Here is a 16,006-nt window from a genome sequence, read left to right on the forward strand (position 1 = left end):
GCGACTAGGCTGCGGATTCGCCGTACAGTGCATGCTCGAAGTCATAGGCGAACGCTTATGTCCGTGTCTGCCTGTTTTTGATCGGTTACGGGATGTGACTCGGGCCACGCAGATTGGGCGTAACGCTCGGGGGAACAGCGCGATGACCTAAGAGGTGACAGCCGAGGAGGGAATACGGACGCCGTTCAAGGCGCTGTGTATCTTCCCGGCCCCCCGCCCGTACCGTCGGCCCATCCCCAGGTCGGTGGTCGGCTCCTGTCCGCCGTGGACGGGGCCGGAAGCCGTTTTCCAACGTTCCGAGAGGTTGTTCGTGTCGGCCAGCACATCCCGTACGCTCCCGCCGGAGATCGCCGAGTCCGTCTCTGTCATGGCTCTGATCGAGCGGGGAAAGGCTGAGGGGCAGATCGCCGGCGACGATGTGCGTCGGGCCTTCGAAGCCGACCAGATTCCGGCCACTCAGTGGAAGAACGTACTGCGCAGCCTCAACCAGATCCTTGAGGAAGAGGGTGTGACGCTGATGGTCAGTGCCGCGGAGCCCAAGCGCACCCGAAAGAGCGTCGCAGCGAAGAGTCCGGCCAAGCGCACCGCCACCAAGACGGTCGCGGCGAAGACGGTGACCACCAAGAAGGCCACCGCCACCGCCACGCCCGCGGCCCCCGCCGCCGATGTGGCCGTCGAGGACGAGGCACCCGCGAAGAAGGCCGCTGCCAAGAAGGCGACGACCGCCAAGAAGGCGGCCGCGAAGAAGACCGTCGCCAAGAAGACGGCGGCCAAGAAGACCACCGCCAAGAAGGACGACGCGGAGCTCATCGAGGACGAGGTCCTCGAAGAGGCTCCCAAGAGCGGCGACGAGCCCGAGGGCGCGGAGAGCGCCGGTTTCGTGCTCTCCGACGAGGACGAGGACGACGCGCCCGCGCAGCAGGTCGCGGCCGCCGGTGCCACCGCCGACCCGGTCAAGGACTACCTCAAGCAGATCGGCAAGGTCCCCCTGCTCAACGCCGAGCAGGAGGTCGAGCTCGCCAAGCGCATCGAGGCCGGTCTGTTCGCCGAGGACAAGCTGGCCAACGCCGACAAGCTCGCCCCCAAGCTCAAGCGCGAGCTGGAGATCATCGCCGAGGACGGCCGCCGCGCCAAGAACCACCTCCTGGAGGCCAACCTCCGTCTGGTGGTCTCCCTGGCCAAGCGCTACACCGGCCGCGGCATGCTCTTCCTGGACCTCATCCAGGAGGGCAACCTCGGTCTGATCCGTGCGGTCGAGAAGTTCGACTACACCAAGGGCTACAAGTTCTCCACGTACGCCACCTGGTGGATCCGTCAGGCGATCACCCGCGCCATGGCCGACCAGGCCCGCACCATCCGTATCCCGGTGCACATGGTCGAGGTCATCAACAAGCTCGCGCGTGTGCAGCGCCAGATGCTCCAGGACCTGGGCCGCGAGCCCACCCCGGAGGAGCTGGCCAAGGAACTCGACATGACCCCCGAGAAGGTCATCGAGGTCCAGAAGTACGGTCGCGAGCCCATCTCCCTGCACACCCCGCTGGGCGAGGACGGCGACAGCGAGTTCGGTGACCTCATCGAGGACTCCGAGGCCGTCGTCCCGGCCGACGCCGTCAGCTTCACGCTCCTGCAGGAGCAGCTGCACTCCGTTCTGGACACCCTGTCCGAGCGCGAGGCCGGTGTCGTCTCCATGCGGTTCGGCCTCACCGACGGTCAGCCGAAGACCCTCGACGAGATCGGCAAGGTGTACGGCGTCACGCGCGAGCGCATCCGCCAGATCGAGTCGAAGACGATGTCGAAGCTGCGCCACCCGTCGCGCTCCCAGGTGCTGCGCGACTACCTCGACTAGTCGCTTTCGTACGACACCGAAGGCCCGGTCTCCCGAGTGGGGATCGGGCCTTCGCGCTGTGGTGCGGATGCGCGGCGCGGTGTGCTGACTCACCCTGGGTGTCCCACGATCACCCCAGAGTGAGGAGCGTGTATGCGTCGTCTCTTTCCCCGGGCGCTCGCTCGCCCGCTGGCCCTTGCGGCCGCGGCGGTCGCCATACCGCTGGTATCCCCTGCTCCCGCGGCCGCCGACAGCGTCGTCGTCGGTGGGTTTCCGGTCGATGTGGCCGACAGCCCGTGGACCGTCGCGCTGTCCAGCCGTGACCGGTTCGGAGGTACGCGGTCCGGTCAGTTCTGCGTCGGTGTGGCAATCGGGCGATCCACCGTGCTCACCGCGGCCCACTGTCTGAGCGAGGAGGTCCTCGGGACCTCGCCGAACCAGCTGCGCGACTTCAGTGTCATCACGGGGCGTACGGATCTGTTGTCGACTCGGGGCCAGGAGGTCCGTGTCCGGAGCACCTGGGTGAATCCGGCCTACGACAATGTCACCAACGCGGGTGACTTCGCCGTGCTCACCCTCGCTCAGCCTCTCCCGGCGAGCTCGGTGATCAGGATGGCCGGCGCCGGTGATCCCGCCTATGTGCCGGGGACGGCGGCCTTCGTCTACGGATGGGGGGACATCACGGGAGCGGGTGACTACGCGCGAGGGCTGCGGGCGGCGCGTGTGCATGTGCTGACCGACACGCTGTGCAGGAAGGCGTATCCGGGCGGCGTCGACGGCAGATTCCTGGCCGCCAGCATGGTCTGTGCCGGGGAGCCGCAGGGGGGCCGGGACGCCTGTCAGGGGGACAGCGGAGGGCCACTGGTGGCTCAGGGGAAGCTGATCGGGCTCGTGTCCTGGGGCACCGGCTGCGGTCGCGCGGGCAGTCCTGGCGTCTACACGCGGGTTTCCGAGATCGCACGGAGCCTCAGGTGGGCCGTGCGGGGCGCGAGCGGCTGACGGCGCCTGAGGGCTCGCGCGGTATGAGCGCGGGCGGTCGCCCCTGCCTGTCAGGGGCGACCGCCCGTCAACCGGCCTGTGCCGGAGCTGGCTCGTCGTGGATGCGAGGTGTCAGCGCTCTTCTTCGGACGCCGATGCGGGAACGGACGTCAGCCGCTCCGTCTCGTCCTGTATCTCAGCGGCGATCTTCTTGAGTTCCGGCTCGAACTTGCGACCGTGGTGGGCGCAGAAGAGCAGTTCTCCGCCGCTGAGCAGGACGACGCGCACGTACGCCTGGGCGCCGCAACGGTCGCAGCGGTCAGCGGCCGTCAGCGGGCTCGCGGGGGTCAGAACAGTAGTCACGTCGCCTCTTCTCTAGCTCGACGAGCTGTCGTACCAGGGTCAACATCCAACCAGCCTCAAAACGTTCCCGCTCGCGGCTTCTCCCAGAGAGAAATTTTCCGGGGCGGCTGGCTGCTGCCGGTTTGGCGGCGAATGTGCCGTATTGCGTCTCTGTCGTGCTTACGGTTTCGCGCTGTCGGTCAAGGTCAGGTCCCTCCGGCTGGGTTGCCGGTTTGTTCATGAGGACGTGCCCGGAGCCTAAATGGTTCATGCCTGGAAGGGAACGTGATATGTACTTCACCCCATCGAGGGATCGAACAAGCATGCGACCCTGGACTAGTCTGTGTTTCGCACGAGGGTGGCGTTACAACGGCTCTACCAGGCCTCGGTACCCTCTTGACGGCGACCGAAGCCGCGCCCTTACCCACCAGGGCGTTACCTGAAATTCAGCGAGGAGCGAACCGCGTGACCGCCGAGACGTCCGTGCCGTCCACAGCGCTGCTGGCAGGAGCAGACCGGGACGGTTCCAACTACACCGCGCGGCACCTGCTCGTCCTTGAGGGCCTTGAGGCGGTGCGCAAGCGCCCGGGCATGTACATCGGCTCGACCGACAGTCGCGGCCTGATGCACTGCCTGTGGGAGATCATCGACAACTCCGTCGACGAGGCCCTCGGCGGCTACTGCGACCACATCGAGGTGATCCTCCAGGACGACGGGTCCGTGGAGGTCCGGGACAACGGCCGGGGCATCCCGGTCGACGTCGAGCCCAAGACCGGTATGTCCGGCGTCGAGGTCGTCATGACCAAGCTGCACGCCGGTGGCAAGTTCGGCGGTGGCTCTTACGCCGCCTCCGGCGGTCTGCACGGCGTGGGCGCCTCCGTGGTGAACGCCCTGTCCGCGCGGCTGGACGTCGAGGTGGACCGGGCCGGTCACACCCACGCCATCAGCTTCCGGCGCGGTGTTCCCGGAGCCTTCGCCGCCGACGGCCCGAACTCCAAGTTCGACGCCAAGAGCGGCCTACGCAAGGCCAAGAAGATCCCCAAGACCCGCACCGGCACACGCGTGCGCTACTGGGCCGACCGCCAGATCTTCCTCAAGGACGCCAAGCTCTCCCTGGAGACGCTGCACCAGCGCGCCCGCCAGACCGCGTTCCTGGTGCCCGGGCTGACCATCGTCGTCCGCGACGAGCTCGGCCTCGGCGACGGCGGCAGCAAGGGTGAGGAGTCGTTCCGCTTCGACGGCGGCATCAGCGAGTTCTGCGAGTACCTCGCCACCGACAAGCCCGTCTGCGACGTCCTCCGCCTCACCGGCCAGGGCACCTTCAGGGAGACCGTCCCGGTCCTGGACGAGCACGGCCAGATGACCCCCACCCAGGTCACCCGTGAGCTCGGCGTCGATGTCGCCCTGCGCTGGGGCACCGGCTACGACACGACCCTCAAGTCGTTCGTGAACATCATCGCCACCCCCAAGGGAGGCACCCACGTCGCCGGCTTCGAGACGGCCGTGACCAGCACCATGAACGAGGTGCTGCGTGCCAAGAAGATGCTCCGCGTGGCCGAGAACGACATCGTCAAGGACGACGCCCTGGAGGGCCTCACCGCGGTCGTCACCGTGCGCCTCGCCGAGCCGCAGTTCGAGGGCCAGACGAAGGAGGTCCTCGGCACCTCGGCGGCCCGGCGCATCGTGAACACCGTGATCGCCAAGGAGCTCAAGGCGTTCCTGACGTCCACCAAGCGTGACGCCGCCGCACAGGCGCGCGTGGTCCTCGAAAAGGCCGTCGCCGCCGCCCGTACGCGTATCGCGGCCCGTCAGCACAAGGACGCGCAGCGCCGGAAGACGGCCCTTGAGTCCTCGTCGCTGCCCGCCAAGCTCGCCGACTGCCGCAGTGACGACGTCGACCGCAGCGAGCTGTTCATCGTCGAGGGAGACTCCGCGCTAGGCACCGCCAAGCTCGCCCGGAACTCCGAGTTCCAGGCGCTGCTGCCGATCCGCGGCAAGATCCTCAACGTCCAGAAGTCGTCCGTGACCGACATGCTCAAGAACGCCGAGTGCGGCGCGATCATCCAGGTCATAGGGGCGGGCTCGGGTCGGACCTTCGACATCGACGCCGCTCGCTACGGCAAGATCATCATGATGACCGACGCCGATGTCGACGGTTCTCACATCCGCACGCTGCTGCTGACGCTGTTCCAGCGCTACATGCGGCCGATGATCGAGGCGGGCCGGGTGTTCGCCGCGGTGCCCCCGCTGCACCGGATCGAGCTCATCCAGCCCAAGAAGGGGCAGGACAAGTACGTGTACACGTACTCGGATCGCGAACTGCGCGACAAGCTCATGGAGTTCGAGACCAAGGGGATCCGGTACAAGGACTCCATCCAGCGCTACAAGGGTCTCGGTGAGATGGACGCCGACCAGCTGGCCGAGACGACGATGGACCCGCGTCATCGCACCCTGCGCCGGATCAGCCTCACCGACCTGGAGGCCGCAGAGCGGGTCTTCGATCTGCTGATGGGGAACGACGTGGCGCCGCGCAAGGAGTTCATCTCCAGCTCTGCGGCGACGCTGGACCGGTCGCGTATCGACGCGTAGCCGCTGCGCTGGGTCTTGGCCGTGTTGTTCGGCCTCGGCTTCGCCTTCGGCCGTGGATCTGGGTTCCACCCGCACCGCCTGTGCGGCTTTCGTCGTCGGGTGCGGGTGGCCCCCGTGGCGTGGTCTCGCCGTTGGCGGCTTGCGGTTGGGGTGCGGTATCGGTGGCTTGCTGCTGGTGCGAGATATGCGGCCTCGGCCGGTGAATCACCTGATGGGGTGAAGCGCGCGGAGAAGCCGGGTCGGCGATCTTTCCGCTCTGTCCATGCTTGGGCATGTACTCAAGCGACGATCCCTGGTACGACGCCCTCGCCTCCGGGTGGGGGGAGTCGGACGGTACGGACGTCCCCGAGGCCGCGTCGCCGGTCGTGGGGGACGTGTACCTGGAGGTGCAGCGCAGTGCCGCCTTCCGGGAAGTGCGCAGCCGCTACCGGAGGTTCGTGGTGCCGGCGGTTGCCGTCTTCCTCTCCTGGTACGTGGCGTATGTCGTGACCGCCACGACCGCGCCGGCGCTGATGGCCCGGCCCGTGGTCGGCGCCGTGAACGTCGCCATGGTCGCGGGGCTCGGGCAGTTCCTCACCACCTTCCTGCTCACCTGGGCCTACGCCCGTCACGCGCGGCTGCGCCGGGATCGCGCGGCGCTCGAACTGCGCTGGGAGACCCAGGAGCTGACCCGTGCCACACGGGGTGGTGCCTCGTGACGGTCGATCACCAGCTTCTGGCGCTGCTCCTGTTCAGCGTGTTCGTCGCGATCACGCTGGCGATCACGACGTGGGTGAGTCGCAAGCGGCGTGGTTCGGCGGAGGAGTTCTACGCGGGCGGCCGGCTCTTCTCGCCCATGGAGAATGGTTTTGCCATCGCCGGTGACTACATGTCGGCAGCCTCCTTCCTCGGCATTTCCGGGCTCATCGCCCTCTTCGGCTACGACGGGATGCTGTACTCGGTGGGCTTCCTCGTGGCCTGGCTGGTGGTGCTGTTCCTGGTCGCCGAACTGGTCCGCAACTGCGGGCGGTTCACGCTCGCCGACGTGGTCGCCGCGCGCATGAGGGAACGCCCCGTACGGATCGCCACGGGAACTTCCTCGGTCACCGTGTCCGTTCTGTATCTGGTGGCGCAGATGGTGGGTGCCGGCAGCCTGGTCGCGCTGCTGCTCGGGGGCAGGGGAGAGGCGGTGCAGGCCTGGACGGTCATCGGCGTCGGCGCACTCATGGTGATCTATGTCTCGTTGGGAGGGATGCGGGCGACCACCTGGATCCAGATCGTCAAATCGGTCCTGCTGCTCTGCGGCACCATCGCGTTGACCGTGCTCGTTCTCATGCGTTTCCACGGCGACTTCGACCGGCTGCTGCTCACGGCGGCCGAGCGCAGTGGTCACGGTGACGCGTTCCTGGCACCCGGGCTGAGGTACGGCGGGGACTGGACGGCCCGGCTCGACTTCATCAGCCTTGGCCTGGCGCTGGTACTGGGCACCGCCGGACTGCCGCACATCCTGTCTCGCTTCTTCACCGTGCCCACCGCCCGCGCGGCACGGCGCTCCGTGATCTGGGCGATCGGCCTCATCGGCGGCTTCTATCTGATGACCATCGTCCTGGGCTTCGGCGCGGCCGCGATCGTCGGGCCCGAGGCCGTACGTGGGTCGAACGCGGCGGGGAACACGGCGGTCCCGCTGCTCGCCCTCGACCTGGGCGGCGGCGCGGCTTCCACCGGAGGAACGGTTCTCTTCGCCCTCGTCGCCGCCATCGCCTTCGCCACCATCCTCGCAGTGGTCGCCGGAATCACCCTCTCCTCCTCGGCCTCCGTGGCCCACGACCTGTACGCCTCGCTACGGCGCCGGCACGCCGAGCCGCGCAGCGAAGTGGCCGTGGCCCGAGTCGCCGCGGTCGGTATCGGCGTGGTCGCGATCGCCCTCGGACTGCTGGCCCGCGACCTCAACGTGGCCTTCCTGGTGGGCCTTGCCTTCGCCGTCGCCGCGTCCGCCAATCTGCCGGTGCTGCTCTACTCGCTGTTCTGGCGGGACTTCACCACGCGCGGCGCCGTATGGGCCGTGTACGGCGGCCTGATCCCGGCCGTGGCGCTCGTGGTGCTGTCTCCGGTGGTTTCGGGCAGCCCCGAATCGCTGATGCCCGGCGTCGACTTCCAGTACTTCCCGTTGCAGAACCCGGGCCTCGTCTCGATCCCGCTGGGCTTCGTCGCGGGCTGGCTCGGCACGCTCACCTCGGCCGAGGCCCCCGACGAGGCCAAGCACGCGGAGACCGAGGTGCGGTCGCTGACGGGGGCGGGCGCCGTTTAGCGCGACGGCGCGCCTTCATGGTCGTACGACTTCCCCGGCGGCGGTGGCTGGAGCCGCCCCCCCGCCACAGCCGGGCTGCCGGTGCACATCGCCGAGCCGTCGGCTGACGATTGGAGGGCCGGCATCCGTATGAACCAGTGGCACGGTTCCTTCCCCCGCCCCCACGGGCCGTGCCTCAGGCGCGGGTCGCCCACACATAACGGTGTTCCGGGCGACCCGCGTCGCCGTACTTGAGGGTGAGGCGGGCCCGTCCCGTGCGTTCCAGGAGCTTGAGATAGCGCTGGGCGGTCTGGCGGCTCACCCCGGTCCGGTCGGCGATCTCCTGGGCCGACAGGGGGCCTTCGGCGTGCATCAGGGACTGCCGTACGAGCTCCGCGGTGGTGGGGGAGTGGCCTTTGGGCAGGTCCGGCTCCGAGGCGGCGGAGAGCGCGCCGAAGATGCGGTCCACCTCGGCCTGTTCCGCCTCGCCGCCACCGTCGAGGGTTTGCCGCAGCTGGGCGTACGCCTCCAGCTTGGCGCGCAGGCCCGCGAAGGCGAACGGCTTGACCAGGTACTGGAGTGCGCCGTACCGCATCGCCGCCTGCACCGTCGACACGTCCCGGGCCGCCGTCACCATGATCACGTCCGTCTGGTGGCCGCGCCGCCGCATCTCCTGGACGACCGACAGACCCGTCCCGTCGGGCAGATAGTGATCCATGAGGACCAGATCCAGCCGGGGCAGCCCCTCCACCTGGCGCAGTGCCTCGGCCGCGCTGTGCGCCTCACCGGCCACATGGAAGCCCTGCACCTTCTCGACGTAGGCGGCGTTGACCCGCGCGACGCGCGTGTCGTCGTCCACGACCAGGACCTCGATCATCGCGACTCCTCCTCGGCGACGGTCTGCGGATCTGACGGCACGGTGAGAGCCGGTTTCAGGTCCGGCGCGGCCAGCGCCTCGGGCAGGACGACGGTGAACTCCGCGCCTCCGCCGGCCGCCTCGCCCACGGTCGCGCTGCCGCCCTGCCGTTCGGCGAGCCTGCGCACCAGGGCGAGCCCGATGCCGCGCTCGCGGTGGGCCGGCGGCTCCTTGGTGGACCATCCCTCGGTGAAGATCAACTCGCGCTGTTCCTCGGGGATTCCCGGCCCCGTGTCGCGCACCCTGAGGGTCGCGGTGCGCCCATCGGCACGCAGTTCGACCTCCACGCGCGCGTGCGGCGTGCCCGCGACGGCGTCCAGCGCGTTGTCCACCAGGTTGCCGACGATCGTGACGAGGCCCCTGGGGTCGACCAGCCGGTTCGGGAGCCCGGTGCGGTCCGACAGACGCAGCGCGACACCGCGCTCGGCCGCCACGGTCGCCTTGCCGACCAGCAGGGCGGCGAGCAGTGGGTCCTGGATCTTCTCGGCGACCTGCTCGGCGGTGGCCCGGTGATCACCGACCACCTCGCCGACGAACTCCACGGCGTCGTCGTACATCTCCAGTTCCAGCAGCCCGAGGAGCGTGTGCATCCGGTTGGCATGCTCGTGGTCCTGGGCGCGCAGGGCATCGATCAGACCGCGGGTCGAATCGAGCTCCCGGCCGAGCTGCTCCAGCTCGGTGTGGTCGCGCAGAGTGGCCACGGCGCCGCCGTCGTCGGTGGGCATGCGGTTGGCGACCAGGACGCGCTGGCCGCGGACCGTGAGCAGATCGGTGCCGGTCACGCGGCCGGCCAGCACATCGGTCGTACGGCCGTCGCCGAGCGCCTCGTCGAGGGATCGGCCGACGGCCTCGTCGCCGATGCCCAGCAGGCGCCGGGCCTCGTCGTTGAGGAGGCGGATACGGCCGCCGCGGTCCAGGGCGACGACGCCCTCCCGGATGCCGTGCAGCATCGCCTCGCGCTCCGCGAGTAGCGCCGAGATGTCGGAGAAGGCCAGGTCACGGGTCTGCCGCTGGACCCGGCGGGAGATGAGCCAGGCGGCCAGCGCGCCGACCGCCAGGGCGCCGCCCGCGTACGCGAACAGCCCCGGGATCGCGTGCAGCAGCCGGGCCCGCACGCTGTCGTACGCGATACCGACCGAGACCGCCCCGACGATCTTCCCGTCGCCGTCGCGCAGCGGCACCTTGCCGCGCGCTGTGCGGCCGAGTGTGCCGCTGTCGATCTGCATGACCTCGTGACCGGCGAGGGCCTGGCCCGGGTCGGTCGACACCAGTCGGCCGATCTCGCTCGGGGTGGGGTGGGACCAGCGCACTCCGCGCCGGTCCATCACGACGATGTACTCGGCCTTGGTGGCCACCCGGATCCGCTCCGCCTCCCGCTGGACCGGTCCGCCGGCCGTCGCGGGCGTGCTCGCCAGGTCCTCGGAGATCTGCGGCTGGGCCGCCGTGGTCTGCGCGATCGACAGGGCACGGCGCATCGCCTGGTCGTCCAGCTGGTTGCTGAGCGGAGCGAGAAACAGGCCGGTCGCGAGCACCGCGACTCCCGCGGCGATCGCCACCTGCATCAGCAGCACCTGCGCGAACATCCGCCGGGGCAGAGCCAGGCGCAGGCGACGGGCGGGGGGAGTGGGGCTCATATCCATGACGGTACGTGGGCGGGCGGGAAGTCCCGTAGAGGGGTGTGACGTGGATCTCTTGATCAAGGTGGGGTGGTCGGTACACCTGGCGTCATGTCGGGGGCGCGGTCAACCTGGCGTCCCTGCGGCTGCCGTCCTGTCCACCTGACGGCGCCCCTGCCGGCCCTGTCCACCTGACGTCGCCCCGCTGCCGGCCTGTCCACCTGACGTCGCTTCGGCGGCCGACTGGCCCACTCGGCGTCGCTTCGGCGGGCCGGCTGGTCCACCCGGTGCCATGTTTCGCGGCCGTCCACCCGAGGTGCCCGGGTCAGCTCGCGAGTGCCGTCGTCATCGTGAGCTCGTGCACCGCCACCACGTCCATCCGCGCGGGCGAGCCGAGCATCGACCCACAGCTCTCAGGGCGGGGCGGCAGGGAGGCGCCCTGGGCCACGCTCACGCGCCAGTGGCGCCCGTCCACGTGGGCGATGGCCACCTCCCACCGCGGGGCCGCGCCGTCCGTCCGTACGACGCTCAGGGCTCCCGCGGCGTCCTCGCCCGTGGCCCTGCGCACGGCCAGCTCGGCCGCCTGGCCCGGCCGCTCCCAGGCGGAGTTCCCGCGACAGCCCTCGACCACGATCCGGCCCTCCCGGACGCCGTGCAGCACGTCCTTGACGGCGTGGGACTGCGCCCGGCCGTACGCGTAGCCGTACGGCAGCACGAGCAGCGTCGGTGAGAACCGATGTCCACCCAGATGGGTGACCTCCCAGACGCCCTCCACGCCGGAGGCGCTGAGCTCGGCCGCGAGCGGACGGCCGAGGAGCGCGCAGCAGCGGTCCCGCTTGCCGTTGGTGCAGACGAGCGCGAGCGGATCGCCGGTGTGGGGCCGCCCCTGAAGAGCCGAGTCGAAGGTGCGGTGGTCACCCATACCGAGCGCGGCGAAGTCCAGGTCGAGCAACTGCCGTGGGTCGTGGGTCGTGGCAGTGCGCAGCCATACGTTGCCGGGCACGGTGTGGGCCACGTAGACCTGGCGTTCGGCGAGGGGCCCGCAGTCGGCGTGTCGACCGGGGCGGCGGATCAGCGCTACCCGTACGCCCGTGCCCTTCGCCGCGGCCTCCAGGGCGTGGCCCAGCGCGGGATCCAGGTGGCTCTGGGTGAGCGCCTTGGCACCCCACGGACCGGGCTGCTCCAGCAGCAGCCAGGTCGTCGCGGTCGCCGCGGTCCCCGCGATGGGCTCGTCGAGGTCCCGCGAGACGGTTGAGCACGTACTCACAGAGGTGAGCCTAACCTGACTTGAGTCGAGGCGACCGGCCGAGGGGGCTGCGGGGAGGCTTCTGTCCCACTGCGGCAACGTTCGGCCGTTCTGCTGCCGCAGTGCCGCAGTGCCGCAGTGCCGCAGTGCCGCAGTCCGCCAGTCCGCCAGTCCGCCAGTCCGGCAGTGCCGCAGCCCCGCAGTGTCCGGCGCGCCCTACTCCGGAAGCGGCTGAGGCGGCTTCGGTCCGGTGTAGTGCCCGCTCGGCCGCATACGCAGCGGGCGCTCGCCGTACTCCTCCAGGGCGTGGGCGATCCAGCCCGCCGTACGGCCCACGGCGAAGATCGTCTCGCCTGCCGTGGACGGCATGGCGGAGGACGCCGTGAACACGGCCAGGGCCAGGTCGACATTGGCGTGCAGCGGGGTGTGGCGGGCGGCCGTTGCGACGATGTCGCGGGCCGCGGCGAGTGCGGGTGCCGAGTGGGGAATGTCCTCCAGGAGCTCGAACAGCACACGCGCGCGTGGATCCTCGCCGGGGTAGAGGCGGTGCCCGAGCCCCGGGATGCGCCGGCCGGCCCGCAGCTCCTCGGCGATCACGGGACCGGCGTCGCCCTGGTCGAGCACCTCCATGATCAGCTTGTGGGCGAGGCCGCTGGCCGCGCCGTGCAGCGGGCCCTCGATCACGCCGAGCCCGGCGGAGACGGCCGCGTAGGCGTGTGCGCGGGCCGACGCCGCGACCCGCACGGCGAGGGTCGAGGCGGCCAGGTCGTGATCGACGAGCAGGGCGAGTGCCCTGTCCAGGACCCGCAGGCCCGCTTCGTCGGGGGTCCGTCCGCTCAGCCGGCTCCACAGACGGTGCGCGAGCGAGCCTTCGTCGCGATGGGCGAACCCCGGGCGGGTGAGGGCGGCGACGAGGGTGGGGATGAGGATGCGGGCGGTGCCGAGGACCGCCTCCTCGGACAGGTCGAAGCGCAACGGGTCCGCCGCCGCGGCGGCGATCGCCGCGACCCGCAACCGGTCGGTGGGGCCTGCGTGTTCGGGCAGGGCGTCGACGGCGTGGCGGGCGGCGGTCACGGAGGACTCGGGGGCGGCGAAGGTCACGCCGTGGTGCAACCGGCCGGTCCACAGCCACTCGGCCACCTCTTCGAAGGAGTGCCGGGCGGCCAGTTCGGTCGCGTCGACGCCCCGGAAGTAGTAGCGGTCGGTGTCGATGAACGTGAGACGGGTGCGCACCGACAGCTCGCCGCCGGATCCCGAACCGCCCGCGCTCTCCCGTCTGTTGCGTCGGGCGAGCGTCTCGACCTCCTTCGCGTCGAAGGTGCTGCCCCGGCCGCCGGGCGCACGGCGGCTGCTGAGGTGACCGCGGCTCACATACGCGTACACGGTCTCGGGCTTCACGCCGAGCAGTTCGGCGGCCTCCTGGGTGGTCAGCCGCCGCCCCGCGGGGCCGGGTTCTTGATCGCGCATGGAGTCACCGTATCCAGGCCGTCGAGCATTCAGTTCTGCATTGATTCAATCAATATTGACAGAGAAATAGTCAAGCATGGACAGTCAAATCAAGTACAGGGAGGAATCATGTCCGTCAACAGGTCAGCAACCGCACTCGTCGACGTGCCACGTGGACTCGCGGGTGTCGTCGTCACCGACACCGAGGTCGGCGACGTCCGAGGGGTCGAGGGCTTCTACCACTACCGCCAGTACTCGGCCGTCGAGCTCGCGCGGACGCGCCCCTTCGAGGACGTCTGGCATCTCCTCGTCCACGGTGAACTGCCGGACGCCGAGCGCGCCGCCGCCTTCGCAGCCGAGACGGCCGCGCTGAGGCGGTTGCCCGACGAGGTGCGGGCCGCCCTGCCGGCGATCGCGGCGGCGAGCGGACGGTCCGGCCCGCTGGCCGGCTTGCGCACCGCACTGTCCCTGCTTGGCGCGGCCAAGGGCTTCCGGCCGGTGTACGACATCGACGCGGACGAGCGCCGCCGGGACACCCTCGTCGCGGCCGCCGCCGTACCGACGCTGCTCACCGCACTGCACCGGCTGGGGGGCGGACTTGATCCTGTTGAGCCGCGTGCGGATCTGTCGTATGCGGCGAACTACCTGTACATGTTGACGGGTTCGGAGCCCGATCCGGAGCGGACGCGGGCGATCGAGCAATACTTGATCTCAACCATCGACCATGGATTCAATGCATCAACCTTCACGGCGCGCGTCATCACGTCCACGGGCGCGGACGTCGCGGCCTGTCTCGTGGGTGCCGTAGGTGCGCTGTCGGGGCCGCTGCACGGTGGCGCGCCCAGTCGTGCGCTGGACACGCTGGACGCGATCGGCACTCCCGACCGCATCGACGCCTGGATCCGTGAACGGGTTCTCGCAGGCGACCGCATCATGGGCTTCGGCCACCCGGTCTACCGCACCGAGGACCCCCGCTCCCGGATGCTCCGTGAGATCGCCGAGGGCTTCGGCGGCCCGCGTGTCGGGTTCGCCGTGGAGGTCGAACGCCGTGTGGAGGCGATCCTCGCCGAGCTGAAGCCCGGCCGTGCACTCCATACGAACGTCGAGTTCTACGCGGGTGTGGTCATGGAACTCTGCGGTCTGCCGCGCGAGATGTTCACGCCCACGTTCGCCGCGGCACGGGTCGTGGGCTGGAGCGCCAACATCCTGGAACAGGCACAGGACTCGAAGATCATCAGGCCGGTGGCGCGGTATGTGGGGCCGGGGGCGCCGGTCAAGGTGCCGGAGACGGCGGCCTGAGAGACACGTGTGGCCTGGCGCCGTTCTGGCTCCAGGCCTCATCGGTCGGGACCGAGCAGTGACGGGGTGCCGGCTGCTCTCCGGGTGGGCGGCCCGGCTCGCTCAACGGTTGCGCGCGGCCGGGGAGTGCGACGGTACGGGTCTGGGGTGGACGCGTGCTCGTGCGGTGGGTTCAGGCGTCGGGGATGTCTGCCTTGGCGCGGATGAGGGTCTCGCGGCTGACGATGACGATGCGCTCGTAGTCGGCGCGGGCGGCATCGGCAGGCAGTTCCGGCTCAAGCGCCTCGGTGGCCTCGGTGCCGATGACGGCGAAATTGCCGTCGCTGAGCTCGAAAACGTCCGGGCAGTTGGCTCCTGAGTTACTGCCTCGGGCGCTTGGCGGCACACCGATGCGGCGCACGATTTTCAAGGGTTACCGTTCCTTACCGGTCTGGGCACAGTGGTGGGAACAGAACCTACTGGAACGGTACTGGCTTTGGCGGGTCGTTGGTGGCGGCCGGAGCAAAAGTCACCCACTCGTGTCCTCGGAGCGGCAGTTGATCGGCGACGTGGTAGCGGCTGTCAAGACGTGATTGTGCCCGTCAAGACATGGTTGTGCCCGTCAAGACGTGGTTGTCCCCGTCAATCGGACGGCGGCTCACCCACCACCCACCACTCGTCCGTATCGGCCTCGTCGAGGTCCCTGACCAGGCCGTCGACCATGCGTCCGATGCCGGCTTCCTCCGAGGACTCGTGCAGGGTCGCGCGCTGCGCCTTCGACGCCTCCCAGTATTCGCGGAACACGGGGCTCTGAAAGAATTCGCGCAGATATTCGTACAGCTCCTCGCGATTCAGGATTCCCGCACGATAAAGGTGGTAGAGGTGGACGTACCACGCGTTGGCGTAGAAGAACTGGCGTCGCTTCTCCGCCGGGATGCTCTTGTCGTAGGTGTCGATCACGGCGGCCAGTGACGGATCGTCGATCGCCCTGGCCAGTAGCTCCCAGTGCATCCGCTGCTGATGGGCCAACGCCTTGCGGCGGACCGCCAGCTCCTCAAGTGCCAGTCGCCGCTCCTCCAGCCGTGTCGCGTCGCGACGACGCTGACGCGATGCCAGCGTCGCTGTGGCGAGCAGCAGGCTGAGTGCGGCGGAGCCCAGCCTCCTCGCCGAGTGCTTCCGTGTGACCATGTCAACTACCCCCGATCAGGCGGCCGTCCGCCGGTCGTCGGGGTGCGGGTCGACGGGAGGGGACCGGCGAGCGGTGGGCGGCGCTTGCCGTCTCCCAGAATGCCGAGCGGCTCTGATCGGCGGGGAGGCGGAGAGGAGGCGCACAGAGGGAAGCGAGGGTCGCACGCTCCGGCGCCTTGACCAACGTCTGCCCGGCAAGTGCTGCTAACAATCGTTCACTTCGCGGTGATTATTCCGGCTCGTATCCTGGGTCGGCATTCAATCCTCGTACACGCGCCGAGCCGCGAGCCGGTGCACCCGTCGGCGTGAGAAAGGT

At 69.5% G+C, this 16,006-nt stretch carries 13 protein-coding genes; 6 read left to right on the top strand and 7 right to left on the bottom strand.

All coding sequences use genetic code 11. The features are described 5' to 3' along the window. Positions 1 to 310 precede the first annotated feature (310 nt). Together POF73_RS34855 and POF73_RS34860 are read left to right on the top strand one after the other, a co-directional pair. Entirely contained in the window at positions 311 to 1,846 is a 1,536-nt protein-coding gene (locus POF73_RS34855; RefSeq protein ID WP_272123112.1) for an RNA polymerase sigma factor, read from the top strand. Between the two features lie 132 nt (positions 1,847 to 1,978). Next, a complete protein-coding gene (locus POF73_RS34860; RefSeq protein ID WP_272123113.1) occupies positions 1,979 to 2,824 on the top strand; it encodes a serine protease in 846 nt (281 codons plus the stop codon). A gap of 111 nt (positions 2,825 to 2,935) precedes the next feature. On the opposite strand, the gene POF73_RS34865 is transcribed toward POF73_RS34860, so the two are convergent. Further along, positions 2,936 to 3,166, bottom strand: coding sequence for a DUF7455 domain-containing protein (locus POF73_RS34865; protein WP_030945102.1), 231 nt, complete (start codon positions 3,164 to 3,166; stop codon positions 2,936 to 2,938). Between the two features lie 444 nt (positions 3,167 to 3,610). Here POF73_RS34865 and POF73_RS34870 point away from each other — a divergent pair, with 444 nt between their 5' ends. The 3 genes from POF73_RS34870 to POF73_RS34880 all read left to right on the top strand — a co-directional run bounded on the left by POF73_RS34870 (position 3,611) and on the right by POF73_RS34880 (position 8,021). Then, positions 3,611 to 5,734 (top strand): DNA gyrase/topoisomerase IV subunit B, encoded by a 2,124-nt coding sequence (locus POF73_RS34870; RefSeq protein WP_272123114.1) that lies wholly within the window; start codon positions 3,611 to 3,613, stop codon positions 5,732 to 5,734. Between the two features lie 272 nt (positions 5,735 to 6,006). After that, the gene (locus POF73_RS34875; protein ID WP_272123115.1) at positions 6,007 to 6,432 is read left to right on the top strand and encodes a DUF485 domain-containing protein; all 426 of its coding nucleotides are present in this window, start codon (positions 6,007 to 6,009) and stop codon (positions 6,430 to 6,432) included. Beyond that, entirely contained in the window at positions 6,429 to 8,021 is a 1,593-nt protein-coding gene (locus POF73_RS34880) for a solute symporter family protein (RefSeq protein ID WP_272123116.1), read from the top strand. The genes POF73_RS34875 and POF73_RS34880 overlap by 4 nt, the downstream gene beginning before the upstream one ends. 175 nt (positions 8,022 to 8,196) lie before the next feature. Here the strand turns inward: POF73_RS34880 and POF73_RS34885 are convergent, their stop codons facing one another. The 4 genes from POF73_RS34885 to POF73_RS34900 all read right to left on the bottom strand — a co-directional run bounded on the left by POF73_RS34885 (position 8,197) and on the right by POF73_RS34900 (position 13,245). Then, the gene (locus tag POF73_RS34885; protein ID WP_272123117.1) at positions 8,197 to 8,877 is read right to left on the bottom strand and encodes a response regulator; all 681 of its coding nucleotides are present in this window, start codon (positions 8,875 to 8,877) and stop codon (positions 8,197 to 8,199) included. Next, on the bottom strand, positions 8,874 to 10,550 hold the full coding sequence (locus POF73_RS34890) for a sensor histidine kinase (protein WP_272123118.1): 1,677 nt from the start codon (positions 10,548 to 10,550) through the stop codon (positions 8,874 to 8,876). The genes POF73_RS34885 and POF73_RS34890 overlap by 4 nt, the downstream gene beginning before the upstream one ends. Positions 10,551 to 10,857: 307 nt before the next feature. Continuing rightward, a complete protein-coding gene (locus tag POF73_RS34895) occupies positions 10,858 to 11,799 on the bottom strand; it encodes a sucrase ferredoxin (protein WP_272123119.1) in 942 nt (313 codons plus the stop codon). 195 nt (positions 11,800 to 11,994) lie between these two features. Beyond that, positions 11,995 to 13,245: a citrate synthase gene (locus POF73_RS34900; RefSeq protein ID WP_272123120.1), complete on the bottom strand. Its 1,251-nt coding sequence runs from the start codon at positions 13,243 to 13,245 to the stop codon at positions 11,995 to 11,997. Between the two features lie 108 nt (positions 13,246 to 13,353). Between POF73_RS34900 and POF73_RS34905 the strand changes: the two genes are divergently transcribed. Next, positions 13,354 to 14,523, top strand: a complete 1,170-nt coding sequence (locus POF73_RS34905) for a citrate synthase/methylcitrate synthase (RefSeq protein WP_272123121.1) — start codon at positions 13,354 to 13,356, stop codon at positions 14,521 to 14,523. 172 nt (positions 14,524 to 14,695) lie between these two features. Here the strand turns inward: POF73_RS34905 and POF73_RS34910 are convergent, their stop codons facing one another. Continuing rightward, positions 14,696 to 14,932, bottom strand: a complete 237-nt coding sequence (locus POF73_RS34910; RefSeq protein ID WP_272123122.1) for a hypothetical protein — start codon at positions 14,930 to 14,932, stop codon at positions 14,696 to 14,698. 212 nt (positions 14,933 to 15,144) lie between these two features. Next, entirely contained in the window at positions 15,145 to 15,690 is a 546-nt protein-coding gene (locus POF73_RS34915; protein WP_272123123.1) for a DUF6082 family protein, read from the bottom strand. Positions 15,691 to 16,006 lie beyond the last annotated feature (316 nt).

Source organism: Streptomyces sp. HD, from assembly GCF_028369295.1.
GTDB lineage: Bacteria > Actinomycetota > Actinomycetes > Streptomycetales > Streptomycetaceae > Streptomyces.

Excerpts from the sequence above, each read along its gene's own strand:
- POF73_RS34900 (WP_272123120.1), bottom strand. The coding sequence starts at position 13,245 with ATGCGCGATCAAGAACCCGGCCCCGCGGGGCGGCGGCTGACCACCCAG.
- POF73_RS34885 (WP_272123117.1), bottom strand. The coding sequence starts at position 8,877 with ATGATCGAGGTCCTGGTCGTGGACGACGACACGCGCGTCGCGCGGGTC.
- POF73_RS34905 (WP_272123121.1), top strand. The coding sequence starts at position 13,354 with ATGTCCGTCAACAGGTCAGCAACCGCACTCGTCGACGTGCCACGTGGA.
- POF73_RS34875 (WP_272123115.1), top strand. The coding sequence starts at position 6,007 with ATGTACTCAAGCGACGATCCCTGGTACGACGCCCTCGCCTCCGGGTGG.
- POF73_RS34890 (WP_272123118.1), bottom strand. The coding sequence starts at position 10,550 with ATGAGCCCCACTCCCCCCGCCCGTCGCCTGCGCCTGGCTCTGCCCCGG.
- POF73_RS34915 (WP_272123123.1), bottom strand. The coding sequence starts at position 15,690 with ATGGTCACACGGAAGCACTCGGCGAGGAGGCTGGGCTCCGCCGCACTC.
- POF73_RS34860 (WP_272123113.1), top strand. The coding sequence starts at position 1,979 with ATGCGTCGTCTCTTTCCCCGGGCGCTCGCTCGCCCGCTGGCCCTTGCG.